General features: G+C 42.6%; 9 protein-coding genes and 1 pseudogene. 2 read left to right on the top strand and 8 right to left on the bottom strand.

Annotation, left to right across the window (positions count from 1 at the left end):
* A pseudogene (locus WKI42_RS06990) lies at positions 1 to 211 on the top strand (helix-turn-helix domain-containing protein); the annotation flags it as partial.
* Positions 212 to 360: 149 nt separating this feature from the next.
* Here the strand turns inward: WKI42_RS06990 and WKI42_RS06985 are convergent.
* From WKI42_RS06985 to argR, 8 genes are all read right to left on the bottom strand, one after another.
* The gene (locus WKI42_RS06985; RefSeq protein WP_368081528.1) at positions 361 to 795 is read right to left on the bottom strand and encodes a cytidine deaminase; all 435 of its coding nucleotides are present in this window, start codon (positions 793 to 795) and stop codon (positions 361 to 363) included.
* Between the two features lie 13 nt (positions 796 to 808).
* A complete protein-coding gene (gltX, locus tag WKI42_RS06980; RefSeq protein WP_368081527.1) occupies positions 809 to 2,269 on the bottom strand; it encodes a glutamate--tRNA ligase in 1,461 nt (486 codons plus the stop codon).
* 127 nt (positions 2,270 to 2,396) lie between these two features.
* Positions 2,397 to 3,746 (bottom strand): glucose-6-phosphate isomerase, encoded by a 1,350-nt coding sequence (locus WKI42_RS06975; RefSeq protein WP_176140012.1) that lies wholly within the window; start codon positions 3,744 to 3,746, stop codon positions 2,397 to 2,399.
* Positions 3,747 to 3,916: 170 nt separating this feature from the next.
* Positions 3,917 to 4,606 (bottom strand): gamma-glutamyl-gamma-aminobutyrate hydrolase family protein, encoded by a 690-nt coding sequence (locus WKI42_RS06970; protein ID WP_000124770.1) that lies wholly within the window; start codon positions 4,604 to 4,606, stop codon positions 3,917 to 3,919.
* A 137-nt stretch (positions 4,607 to 4,743) separates the two neighbouring features.
* Positions 4,744 to 6,510: a multidrug efflux ABC transporter subunit PatB gene (patB, locus tag WKI42_RS06965; RefSeq protein ID WP_261046563.1), complete on the bottom strand. Its 1,767-nt coding sequence runs from the start codon at positions 6,508 to 6,510 to the stop codon at positions 4,744 to 4,746.
* 1 nt (position 6,511) lies between these two features.
* Positions 6,512 to 8,218, bottom strand: a complete 1,707-nt coding sequence (patA, locus tag WKI42_RS06960) for a multidrug efflux ABC transporter subunit PatA (protein WP_173214521.1) — start codon at positions 8,216 to 8,218, stop codon at positions 6,512 to 6,514.
* A gap of 145 nt (positions 8,219 to 8,363) precedes the next feature.
* Positions 8,364 to 10,898 carry a DNA mismatch repair protein MutS gene (gene mutS, locus WKI42_RS06955; protein ID WP_368081526.1) on the bottom strand — a complete coding sequence of 845 codons (2,535 nt, stop codon included), beginning with the start codon at positions 10,896 to 10,898 and terminating at the stop codon, positions 8,364 to 8,366.
* A gap of 50 nt (positions 10,899 to 10,948) precedes the next feature.
* Complete coding sequence (gene argR, locus WKI42_RS06950; RefSeq protein WP_001231476.1) at positions 10,949 to 11,395, bottom strand: arginine repressor; 447 nt, start codon at positions 11,393 to 11,395, stop codon at positions 10,949 to 10,951.
* 135 nt (positions 11,396 to 11,530) lie between these two features.
* Between argR and argS the strand changes: the two genes are divergently transcribed.
* The coding region (gene argS / locus WKI42_RS06945; protein WP_368081525.1) for an arginine--tRNA ligase at positions 11,531 to 13,220 on the top strand (1,690 nt) is incomplete at its 3' end.

Below are 13,220 nucleotides of genomic sequence, written 5' to 3'. Positions count from 1 at the left end.
TGAACGATGGAAAAAAGAAGGAAAATCAAATAGAGAAATTGCTTCTCTACTTGGAAAAGCTCCTCAAACTATCCATACTGAAATCAAGCGTGGGACAGTCCGACAATGTCTTGGAAAAGGGCGCTTCAAAGCGGTTTATTCTGCCGACTATGCTCAACAGTCTTATGAAAATAATCGGAAGCGTTCGGTCAAGAAATCAAGCATGATTAAAACCAGTGGAACTTACCCTGACACGAATTTCCACTGGTTTTTACGATTTTTATCAGACTAACTTCCACTTGGATTAGCAGTAGAACTTAGTTTGGGAATTTACCTTTTTTTCAAATTATAGTAAAAAGAGCCAGAATTATACTGACTCTTCTATTGTTCATTAAACTTAGAAGCACGTTCTTCTCCCCACCAATAGGGCATTAGTTCTGCGACTTTCACTGTTTTTCTTATATTATAGTCCATCATGAATTCTGCATCTTTATTTTCAGCGTTCAACTCCAAGAGAAATTCTCTGCAAGCTCCACAGGGCATTCCTGAACTTCCACCATAAGGTGGTTTGTCTCGAAAGGCTAAGACTTTTTTAACCTTAGTTTGTCCTGAAAATTGGTACATATTGAAGAGGGCCGCTCGCTCTGCGCAGAGATGGAAAACACCACAGGTTCCCTCCATACAGAATCCTGTAAATATTTGTCCATCTTCTGCTTCTACTGCAGCTACAACATGATTGGCATAAACAAAGTCTGATACTTCATGTGGATTGTATAGTTTCTGTGCTTCTTCGTACATCTTTTCCCAGATGTCCATTATTGTACCTTTCTTACTTAGAGATTTCTTTTAGCATGTTTTCGATATGCTGGATTGATTTTTCACGACCTAACAAGAAGATAGTATCTGGCAATTCTGGTCCATGCATTTCACCTGAAACTGCGATACGAATAGGCATGAAAAGATTTTTCCCTTTAATACCTGTTTCTTTTTGGACTGCTTTAATTTGTGGGAAGATATTTTCTGTTACAAATTCATCATCTGTCATCGCTTCAAGTTTTGCCTTGAAGGTTTCAAGAACTGTTGGAACTGTTTCACCCGCCATGACTTCACGCTCTGCTTCGGTCAATTCTGGAAAATCTGAGAAGAAGAGATCTGTCAATGGGATAATCTCATCTACTGATTTCATTTGTGGTTTATAGAGCTCAACTAATTTTTCAGCCTTGTCAGTCAATCGTCCTGCTTCTTCTAGGAATGGTTTTGCCATTTCAAAGATAGTTTCTAGGTCTGCATTCTTGATATAGTCATTGCTCATCCAGTCTAGTTTTTTCTGGTCAAAGGCTGCCGGAGACTTGCTCAGGCGGTTTTCATCGAAAAGTTTAATGAGTTCTTCACGAGAGAAGATTTCATCTTCGCCACCTGGGTTCCAACCAAGAAGAGCAATAAAGTTAAAGACTGCTTCTGGTAAATAACCTTTTTTACGGTAGTCTTCGATAAACTGAAGGGTGTTGGTATCGCGTTTAGACAATTTTTTCCCAGTCTCAGAGTTGATAATCAAGGTCATGTGACCAAACTCTGGAGCTTCCCAACCAAGCGCTTCATAAACCATGAGCTGTTTTGGTGTATTAGCAATGTGGTCGTCTCCACGGATTACATGAGAGATTTGCATATCGTGGTCATCGATGACAACGGCAAAGTTGTAAGTTGGGTAACCGTCTTTCTTTTGGATAACCCAGTCACCACCGATATTGCCACCTTCAAATTCGATATCACCTTTGACCATATCATGCCACTTGTAGATACCTGACTCATTAACAACCAAACGAACTGTTGGGATGATCCCAGCAGCTTCACGTTCTGCGATGTAAGCTGCTTTTTCTTCTTCACTCATACCAAGGTATTCATTGATGTAACGAGGGGTTTCACCAGCTGCTTCTTGGCGTTCGCGTTCAGCTGCCAACTCTTCTTCTGTAACATAAGATTTGTAGGCTTTTCCTTCAGCTAGTAATTGGTCGATGTATTTTTGATACAAGTCCAAACGCTCAGACTGGCGGTAGTTTTCATGTGTTTCTGGACTTTCATCCCAATCCATACCCAGCCAACGAAGGTTTTCAAGCTGTGAACGTTCACCGTCCTCAACATGGCGTTTACGATCAGTATCTTCGATACGGATGATAAAAGTCCCACCGTGATGACGGGCGTAAAGGTAGTTGAACAATGCTGTACGGGCATTCCCGATGTGTAGTAGTCCTGTTGGACTTGGTGCGTAACGTACGCGGATATCTTTTGACATAGTTTCTCCTATAAAGTCTCTAGGCGTCTGCCTTTTTGCTCTCTATATTATATCACAAGTCTTGGCTGAGTCCAATTTCTATGGATAAAGAGAGTAAAAAGAGCGGACAAACCACTCTTTTCTTCTATTATAGACGTGCGTTAAGTTCTTTGCTCAATTCTTCAAATCCTGGTTTTCCAAGAAGGGCGAACATGTTACGTTTGTAAGCTTCAACACCTGGTTGGTCAAATGGGTTGATGGCATTCAAGTAACCTGAAAGGGCGATAGCCAATTCGAAGAAGTAGATAGTGTAACCAAGAGTGAAGGCGTCTTGCTCTGGAAGAGTCACGTACATGTTTGGTACGTCACCATCTGTGTGGGCAAGAAGAACACCGTCAGTCGCTTTTTTGTTTACAAAGTCAACGTCTTTTCCTTGAAGGTAACCAAGTCCATCAAGGTCTTCTTCCAAGCTAGGGATAATCACGTTTTTACGAGGTTTGTCAACACGGACAACTGTTTCAAACATGATACGAGTTCCTTCTTGGATAAATTGACCAAGTGAGTGCAAGTCAGTTGAAAAGTTGGCTGAAGTTGGGTAGATACCTTTTTGGTCTTTCCCTTCTGATTCACCAGCCAATTGTTTCCACCATTCTGAGAAGTACTGAAGTGATGGCTCATAGTTTACCAAAATTTCAGTTGCATAGCCTTTACGGTAAAGGATGTTACGAACAGCTGCATATTGGTAAGCTTCGTTTTCAGAGATTTTGTCTGAAGTGTAGTCTTTGCGAGCTGCGTTAGCACCTTCCATAAGGGCTTTGATGTCAGCTCCTGATGCTGCGATTGGAAGCAAACCAACGGCTGTCAATACTGAGAAGCGTCCACCGATATCATCTGGAACAACAAATGTTTCCCAACCGTTAGCGTCTGCTTCAACCTTAACAGCACCTTTTTGGCGGTCAGTTGTTGCATAGATACGTTTGTTGGCTTCTTCTTGACCGTATTTCTTAACCAAGAGTTCTTTGAAGACACGGAAAGCAATCGCTGGTTCAGTTGTTGTACCTGATTTAGAAATCACGTTTACTGAGAAGTCTTTGTCTGCAACATACTCTACCAAGTCAGCAAGGTAAGTAGATGAGATTGAATTTCCTGCGTAAAGGATTTGTGGAGCCTTGCGTTCTTCTTTTGTTTGCAAGTTAGCAAAGTGGTGGTTCAAGAAGTCGATTGCTGCTTTGGCACCAAGGTAAGATCCACCGATACCAATTACAACCAAGACATCGCTGTCTGATTTGATTTGCTCAGCAGCTTTCAAGATACGGTTAAATTCTTCGCGGTCGTAGTTTTCAGGAAGGTCCAACCATCCCAAGAAGTCGCTACCAGCACCAGTTCCTTTACGGATCAATTCATCTGCTGCTGTTACTTGTGATTGCATGTATTCCACTTCATGTGGTGCAACAAATTTGTCTAAAACTTTTGAATAATCAAATTTAATATGTGACATGTTATTCCTCCAATATTTCTTCTTTTCTATCATAACGCTTACCTTCGTTTTTTTCAAGTTTTTTTGTCAAATTTCTCCAATTTTATCAGAATTCAAACGTTTGCGTAAAAATCCCACATTCCAAAAATTTTGAAAAAAATAAAAGAAAGAACGACTAGATGTTCCAGTCGTTACAGTTCATTCAATAAATACTCAAATAATTCTAAATTGCCATCTTCTTCATTGACCAGAAACTCTGGATGCCACTGCAAACCGATAATGCGGTGCTCGTCGATAGATTCAATCGCTTCGATGGTCTGGTCTCTTGGATCAATAGCAGTTACACGGAAATTAGGTGCCAAATCTTTAATACTTTGACGATGGACGGAATTGACCTGACTTTCTTTTCCAAATAGCTTAGCCACCACGCTTCCTTCCACTGTCTCAATAGAGTGAGATGTTCCGAAAGGTAATCCTTGCCAGTGACCTTCGATTTCTTGATTGAGGGTTCCCCCAAAGGCAACATTGACAAGTTGGACACCACGGCAGATTGCCATAATTGGTTTATTCTGACGGAGCGCTTCCTTCAAGAGTGCCAATTCAAATTCATCACGGACCAGATTGTAATCATCGCTCTCAATGGTCTTTTTCTCTCCATAAAACTGAGGATGGACATTTTGACCGCCTGTCAAAATAAGCTTGTCAATCATTTCCACATAATCGCGTACAACTGACTCATCACCAACAGGAATGACTAAAGGGAGACCGCCGACTTGACGAATGCTCTCTGCGAATCTACAAGATACAGATGAATGAATGTTTTTGCCTTCTGCGTCTACGGGACATAGATTTGCAGCAACTCCTACAACCGTTCTAGCCATGATGTCTCTCCTTTCGAATATTAACGATAGTCCTATCATATCACTCAAAACACCTTTCGTCTAATATGTTTTTTTTAAGGATGTGATAAATATTTTTTATGGACAAGAAAAAGCTGCCCCATAGGACAACTTCTTTCTTATTCGAAGACAAATTGATTGTGATAGAGTTCTGAGTAGAATCCACCTAGTTTCAAGAGTTCATGGTGATTACCGCGTTCAATGACTTCTCCATCTTTAAGGACAATAATCTGGTCTGCATTGAGAATGGTTTTCAAGCGATGGGCAATGACAAAACTGGTTCTACCCGCTACAACCGCCTCCATAGCATGCTGAATCTTGCTTTCTGTCACCGTATCTACGTTTGAAGTTGCTTCATCTAGAATGAGAACTTCTGGATCTGTCATCAGGGTTCGAGCGATAGAAATCAATTGTTTCTGTCCTGTTGAGAAGATGCTCTGGTCATCATCGATAAGGGTATCGTATTTATCAGGCAAACTTTCGATATAGTCGTGAATGTGGGTTGCTTTTGCTGCTGCCTCAACCATTTCTTGACTAGCATCTGGCACACCAAAACGGATATTGTCTCGAATCGTTCCGCTAAACAAGACCGAATCCTGCAAGACAATTCCCACCTTGCTTCTGAGACTATCTAAATCATAGTCACGGATGTCTTTGCCGTCAAAATAAATACCACCAGCATCAACATCATAAAAGCGATTGATGAGGTTCATAATAGTCGTTTTCCCTGACCCTGTCGGACCAACAACCGCTGTCATCTGACCTTTCGGGGCAGAAATGCTGACATCTTTCAAAATAGGTTTATCAGGCAAGTATGAAAAATCAATATGACTAATTTCAACACCTTCTTGCAACTTAGTGAAGATTGGAGCCTTTTCAGGTCGGATTTCTTCCTCTGCGTCAAACATTTCCTGAATTCGTTCAGCACCTGTAAAGGCCAACTGAAGGCTTCCCCAACTCGCTGCAACTTGGATAATAGGCTGGTAGTACTGCTGTGAAAATTGGGCAAACATAACAATCAAACCTAGGGCTGTACTTGTTTCAATAGACTTATCATTCAAAAGTACAGCTGAACCAGCAAAGATGACGATGGCTGTATTAACCAAGCTCATCCCATTCATGACAGGGAAAAGAATTCCTGAGAACATTCTTCCTTTAAAGGTCGCCTTGCGCACGCGCTCATTTTGTTCAAGAAATCCTGCCATCATATCCTCTTGAATTCCTTGCACAATCACGGCTTTTTGGCCTGAAATACTCTCGTCCATATAGGCGTTGAGCTTCCCTACCTCTTTCTGCTGGAGGTTGGTATATTTCCGTGCCATTTTTACGATAAAAATCAGCATGAGGAAGGCTACTGGTGTGCTGGCAATGGTGATGAGGGCCAGCGTCACATTTCTCGAAAACATGACAAGAATCAGACCAATGTATAAAACAATATTGCTCATGACCTGAACCAGACTTTCATTAAAGGCTTGGAGGATATTATCCAAATCACTGGTAAAACGAGATAGGATATCGCCATCTTGTCGGCGGTCAAAGAAAGAAACCGTCAAGCGAGCAAGCTTACCGAATAGGCCTTTGCGCATCTCGTTGGTCGATTCTGCAATCACGCGCGTCATGAGACACATGTATATGACACTGGAGATAAATAGAACCAAAACCAGCAGGCCAAGATTGACCATGATTCCTGATAGGCTTTGCCAAACAAGTTCTGGATTACCATCTTGATAAGCTTGAACTAAATTAGCTAACTGCGTCACTGCTTGTCCAGAAAAGACCGGAAAGAGGGCTTGGGCAAGAGTCGCCAGAACAATCATCAGGATGACAACTACAAATGATAGCTTATAGACTTTAAAATAATTCCAAAAAAATTGAACTGTCTTCATTTTACTCCTCCTTTCCTTTCTGTGTTTCATAGATTTCGCGGTAAACAGCATTGTTGGCAACCAAGTCTGCATGCGTACCTTGACCAATCAATCGTCCTTGATCTAGAACCAGAATTTTATCTGCATGGACAACCGAGCTAATCTTTTGCGCGATGATAATGGTTGTTGTTCCCTTCAAGTCCTTATTCAAGGCTTCTTGCACCAGGCGCTCTGACTTGGCATCCAAGGCCGAGGTCGAATCGTCAAAAATCAGAATACGTGGATTGCTGACAATTCCACGAGCAATCGACATCCGTTGCTTTTGCCCACCAGAGAAATTAGTCCCCCGTTCCTCAACTGGACTTTCAAAGGTTTTCTCCATACGATGAATGAATTCGCTAGCCTGGGCAATATTGGCTGCACGCTCCATTTCAAATAGAGTAGCATCTCCCTTACCCTGTCTCAAGTTATCAGCAATCGTTCCACTAAAGAGAATGGCACGTTGAAGAACGATAGACACTGTTTTACGCAGGGTCCCTTCACTCACTTCTCGAATATCCTTGCCACCGATTTTGATAGCCCCTTCCTGCGGGTCAAAGAGACGTGGAATCAATTGAGCCAAGGTTGATTTTCCTGCACCAGTCGCTCCAACGACACCAACCATCTGACCAGGTTCAATAGTAAAGCTCACATCTTTCAGCATAGGTTCCTTGTCCATTGGATAGGTAAAGGTCACATTTTCAAAGCTAAGACTTCCAACCAACTCTTCATCTGGCACATCCTTGAAGGTCATGGCTGGCTCTGCATCCAAAATTTCTCGAATACGACGCATAGAAATCATAGCACGACTGACAGAATTTCCCAAAAATCCAACCATAACAATGGTAAAGATAATCTGGCTTAGGTAATTGACAAAGGAAGCAATGGAGCCAACAACTGACGGATCCGACTGAACCATCCCTGCAACCAGCCAAATAGAGAGGAAAACCGCCCCATAACCGACCAACATCATAAAGGGTTCCACTACTGAAAAGGCATAACCGATGTAAAGATTTTGACCGAGTAACTCGTCTGAAACCTCCGTAAACTTAGCAAATTGCTCTTTTTCTTGTACAAAGGACTTGACCACACGAACACCGCGCAGATTTTCCTTGGCAATGGCATTGATGCGCTCAAGAAGGGTTTGAAACTTGGCAAAACGAGGCCCCATCATCCCCATCATGACTGCAGTCAAACCAAAAATCAAGACTACCATGAGAACAATCACCCACCACAGAGAAGGTAGGGTTTGAACCGCCAAGATAAACGAACCGATGAACAAGAGGGGAAGTCTGAAAAGAATTTGGAAGGTCATCATGACGACATTCTGAATCTGGTTGATATCATTTGTCATGCGAACGACTAGATTTCCCGCATTAAATTGTTCAATATTGGCATAAGAAAAGGTTTGGATTTTACGGAAGGCATCCTCTCGAAGGTCAGATGAAACTCCTTGGGCAATATAGGCTGCGAGGACAACATTGAGCCCACCAGCAACTAGACCAACCACGGCCACACCAATCAACCAAGCCCCGATACTATAAATAGCTTCATATTTTCCAGCAAGGAGGGCGTCTAAGACTTCCTGCAGATAACGCGGTTGCAAAAGTGAACTAGCAACCATCAAGCCTGTCATCAGGAGCGAAGCTAAGGCCTGCCACTTGTAGGTTTTTATTTTCTGAATCAGCATATTTTCTCCTTAAAAAATAGACAAAAGGGAGCGACAATGTGTCAGCTCCTTCTCATTCTGTTTGTGTGATGTTATTCTAGCAAAAAAGTGGAGGATTGTCAAAGAAGTCTCCTTGATACAGCTAGAATGACAAGTAATTTTCTCTTTATAGTTTCTGTTTTAACTCGACCAAGACATTCATAGCCTGCATAGGTGTCATATTGTAAACATCCAGTTTAGCTAATTCTGCTAGGATAGGATGCTCTTCTGCCGTATCAAATAGTGAAATCTGTTCTGTGACAGCACTTGTTTGCCTCATGGGAGCAGGACTTTCTGTTCCTTGACTCTCTAGCTGAGTCAAAATCTTATCCGCCCTTGCTAACAGGTCTGCTGGCAAGCCAGCAATCTTGGCAACATGAATACCGTAGGATTTGTCAGCTGGTCCTGGTTCGATCTTGTGAAGGAAGGTGACCTGCCCATCCTGCTCCAAGGTTGCCACGTGGACATTGACCAAGTGTTGTAAACTAGACTCCAGACTAGTCAACTCATGGTAGTGGGTCGCAAAGAGGGTCTTGGCTCCGATATGTTCATGAATGTATTCGATGATGGACTGAGCAAGAGCCATACCGTCGTAAGTTGCAGTTCCACGACCTAACTCATCAAAGAGAATCAAGGAATTTTTGGTGGCATGCGAAATGGCATTATTGGCCTCCATCATCTCCACCATAAAGGTTGACTGACCTGAAACCAAGTCATCGGCTGCTCCGATACGGGTAAAGATCGCATCAAAAATCGGTAAATGGGCGCTTTCTGCCGGTACATAAGAGCCTAGCTGGGCCATAATCGCCGTCATGGCTAACTGACGCATATAGGTAGACTTCCCGCTCATGTTGGGCCCTGTAATCAGTTGAATACTGGTATCTTCTGCCATCTGAATCGTATTGGGAATATAGGTCTGAGCCCCCATAACCTTTTCAACGACAGCATGGCGCCCTTTCTGGATATCAATTCGCGAACCATCTCCGAATTCAGGTCGAATCAAATGCTGGGTTTCAGCTACAACCGCCAGACTTTGCAAGACATCAACTGTCGCAATTCCTTGGGCTAGAGCTTGTAAACGTTGGATGTACTTGCTGACCTCTTCACGGATACGCATAAAGATTTCGTACTCTAGGTTGGCTGACTTCTCACGCGCCTCCAGCATATCTCCCTCGATACGGGCTAATTCTTCGGTTCCAAAGCGTTCCGAGTTTTTCAGCGTCGCCTTGCGGAAAAAGTGAGCAGGCACATTTCCCAGTTGCGAATTGGTCACATGGAAATAGTAACCATCCTTTTTATTGTAGTCAATCTTAAGCGTGCTGATACCAGAGTTTTCTCGCTCCTTAGCCTCAATCTCAGCAATCCAACCAGTCCCTTCTCTGAGAACGCGACGGTACTTGTCTAAGGTCTCATCAAATCCAGTTCGGATAATACCCCCATCCGTAATCACATGAGGAGCTTCAGGAGCAATCGCTGCGCTAATCAAGTTCTCCAACTCTGGAATGGCATCTAGTTGTTCGATGAGATAGGCTAGAGCAGGTTGCTCCATTCCTTCTAAAATCGCACGAATCCGTGGCACACTAGACAAGGTAGTCGCCAACTGCAAGAGATCCTTAGGATTGGTTTTGCCAAAAGAAACACGACTAGCCAAGCGCTCAATGTCATAAACACCCTTGAGACTGTCTGTCAAATCACTGCGCTCAAAGAAGTGGTCAAGAAAGACCTGCACTACTTCTTGACGTTGGACGATTCGTTCCTTATCAATCAAGGGGCGATGAATCCAAGAACGTAACAGACGCATACCCATAGCTGTTTTAGTTTCATCCAAAAGCCAGAAAAGACTACCTTGCTTCTTGCCTGACCGAGCATTCTCAACCAAATCCAGACTAGCCTTGGTCGCATAATCCATCTGCAAGAAATCTTTGATTTCATAGCGGATAACAGGCTTGAGGTGGTTCAATTCCCTCATCTGAGTCCGATGAACATACTGGAGTAGCTTACTAGATGCCGCTTGCTCCACAGCTGCCAATCGTGAATCCAGTAAATGAAGGTCTTCAAAGCCTTCTTTTTCATAGGAAAGCACCAAATTCATCTGACGACTAAGGATTTGTTCCTCTTCTTCAGACAAGTCATAGCCCAGCACCACTTCTCGCGCCTTGAGATTACGGATTTCCCCACAAACCAGCGTGAAATCCAAAAGACCTGTCACATAAAAGTCACCCGTCACCAGGTCCATATAAGCTAGGCCAAATTGACTGCCAGCACGGTCTATGGCAACCAAGAAGTTGTTCTGACTGTCTGGCTTACTGCTATCGACCACTGTCCCTGGCGTAATGACCTGAACAACCTCTCGTTTCACAACCCCAACTGCTTGTTTAGGATCTTCCATCTGCTCTGCGATAGCCACCTTATAACCCTGCTCAATCAAGACATCGATGTACTGTTGGGCAGAATGATAGGGAACACCCGCCATAGGAATCGGATTGTCGGCATTCTTGTTGCGACTCGTTAAGGAAATTTCCAGAATCTGCGCAGCATTGACCGCATCCTCATAAAATAATTCATAAAAATCACCCATCCGAAAGAGCAAAAAAGCATCTGGATATTGCTTTTTAATATCCACATACTGTTGCATGCCGGGTGATAGCTTTTCTGTCGCCATTTTCCGTCTCTCCTTGTCAAAAATAAGTCTTGAGAGCAACTCCCAAGACCTTACTTATCTTTCATCAAATCTAGCAAACGATCTTCCATGAGTTTGGCAACGTGCTGGTCTCGACAAATGACCAATAAGGTATTGGCACCAGCAACTGTTCCTAAAATCCATTCATCCTTGTTTGCATCTACAATATTTGCCAAAACAGAGGCTTCTCCTAGTTTGGTATGAAGCACCAAAGTAAACTCTGCTCTTGCAACGCCTTCTAAATGATGAGACAAAAATTCCACCAAATCAATCTTTTCTGTCTCATTTGCTAGTACATAATACACCATATCATTTTTCTTGACCTTGGTCAAGCCGATTTCGCGCAAATCACGAGACAGGGTTGTCTGCGTCACAAAGACATTGTGCGCTTCCAACCGATCTTGAATTTCTTTTTGTGTACTTAATTTCTCCTCAGTAATCATTTTTTTTATTAACTGATGACGATCTCTTTTTCTCATAAAATCCTCTTATGTGAATATTTATAACTAATTTTATAACTATATTATACCAAAAAAATAGGAGATTTCAAAAATTTTTTCTTCTTTCTTTAAAATTGTGATAAAATAGTAGAAAAGTCCAAAAAGGAGCTCTTAATGAATACAAAAGAATTGATTGCTAGCGAATTGGCTAGCGTCATTGATAGCCTGGACCAAGAGGCTATTTTAAATTTACTGGAAACCCCTAAAAACTCAGAAATGGGAGACATCGCTTTCCCTGCTTTTTCTCTTGCAAAAGTCGAACGTAAAGCACCACAAATGATTGCGGCTGAACTGGCTGAAAAAATTAACAGTCAAGCCTTTGAAAAGGTTGTCGCAACTGGACCTTACGTCAACTTTTTCCTTGATAAATCTGCCATTTCTGCTCAAGTATTGCAAGCTGTTATCACTGAAAAAGAACACTATGCTGATCAAAATATTGGTAAACAAGAAAATGTTGTTATCGATATGTCTAGTCCCAATATCGCTAAACCATTCTCTATTGGTCACCTGCGCTCAACTGTTATCGGAGATAGCTTGTCACATATCTTCCAAAAAATCGGTTATCAAACAGTCAAGGTCAACCACTTGGGAGACTGGGGTAAACAGTTTGGAATGTTGATTGTTGCCTACAAAAAATGGGGCGACGAAGAAGCTGTAAAAGCTCATCCAATCGATGAACTTCTTAAACTCTATGTCCGCATCAATGCTGAAGCCGAAAACGACCCTAGCTTGGATGAAGAAGCACGCGAATGGTTCCGTAAACTGGAAAATGGAGATGAGGAAGCTCTTGCACTTTGGCAATGGTTCCGTGATGAAAGTTTAGTGGAATTTAACCGCCTTTACCATGAATTGAAGGTTGACTTTGACAGCTACAACGGAGAAGCCTTCTACAATGATAAGATGGATGCCGTTGTAGACATTCTTTCTGAAAAAGGCCTTCTTGTTGAATCAGAAGGTGCCCAAGTTGTGAATCTTGAGAAATACGGAATTGAACATCCAGCCCTTATCAAGAAATCTGATGGAGCAACTCTCTATATCACACGTGACTTGGCTGCAGCCCTTTACCGTAAAAACGAATACCAATTTGCTAAATCTATCTACGTTGTTGGTCAAGAGCAATCTGCCCACTTTAAACAGCTCAAAGCTGTCTTGCAAGAGATGGGCTACGATTGGAGTGACGACATTACTCACGTTCCTTTTGGTTTGGTTACAAAAGAAGGGAAGAAACTCTCTACTCGTAAAGGGAATGTCATCTTGCTAGAGCCTACTGTTGCAGAGGCTGTTAGTCGTGCCAAGGCCCAAATCGAAGCTAAAAATCCTGAACTTGAAAACAAAGACCAGGTAGCGCATGCTGTTGGGGTCGGAGCCATTAAATTCTATGACCTTAAGACTGACCGTACAAATGGATATGATTTCGACCTAGAGGCTATGGTATCCTTCGAGGGTGAAACTGGGCCTTATGTTCAATACGCCTACGCTCGTATCCAATCTATCTTACGCAAAGCGGATTTCAAACCTGAAACAGCTGGCAACTATAGCTTGAATGATGCTGAAAGCTGGGAAATCATTAAACTCATTCAAGACTTCCCACGTATTATCAACCGTGCAGCGGATAACTTTGAACCTTCTATCATTGCTAAATTTGCAATTAGTCTGGCTCAAGCCTTTAACAAATACTATGCACATACGCGCATCTTGGATGAAAGCCCAGAACGCGACAGCCGTCTAGCTCTCAGCTACGCAACCGCAGTCGTTCTCAAAGAAGCCCTTCGCTTGCTTGGAGTAGAAGCGCCAGAGAAGATGT

Origin of the sequence: Streptococcus pseudopneumoniae (assembly GCF_038148935.1) — a bacterium.
Classification (GTDB): Bacteria; Bacillota; Bacilli; order Lactobacillales; family Streptococcaceae; genus Streptococcus; species Streptococcus pseudopneumoniae_U.
This window is presented reverse-complemented; position numbering and strand designations above follow the sequence as displayed.

Coding starts and splice junctions, on each gene's coding strand:
- patA (WP_173214521.1), bottom strand. CDS start 8,218: ATGCTGATTCAGAAAATAAAAACCTACAAGTGGCAGGCCTTAGCTTCG.
- WKI42_RS06985 (WP_368081528.1), bottom strand. CDS start 795: ATGGACATCTGGGAAAAGATGTACGAAGAAGCACAGAAACTATACAAT.
- argR (WP_001231476.1), bottom strand. CDS start 11,395: ATGAGAAAAAGAGATCGTCATCAGTTAATAAAAAAAATGATTACTGAG.
- WKI42_RS06975 (WP_176140012.1), bottom strand. CDS start 3,746: ATGTCACATATTAAATTTGATTATTCAAAAGTTTTAGACAAATTTGTT.
- patB (WP_261046563.1), bottom strand. CDS start 6,510: ATGAAGACAGTTCAATTTTTTTGGAATTATTTTAAAGTCTATAAGCTA.
- WKI42_RS06970 (WP_000124770.1), bottom strand. CDS start 4,606: ATGGCTAGAACGGTTGTAGGAGTTGCTGCAAATCTATGTCCCGTAGAC.
- gltX (WP_368081527.1), bottom strand. CDS start 2,269: ATGTCAAAAGATATCCGCGTACGTTACGCACCAAGTCCAACAGGACTA.
- mutS (WP_368081526.1), bottom strand. CDS start 10,898: ATGGCGACAGAAAAGCTATCACCCGGCATGCAACAGTATGTGGATATT.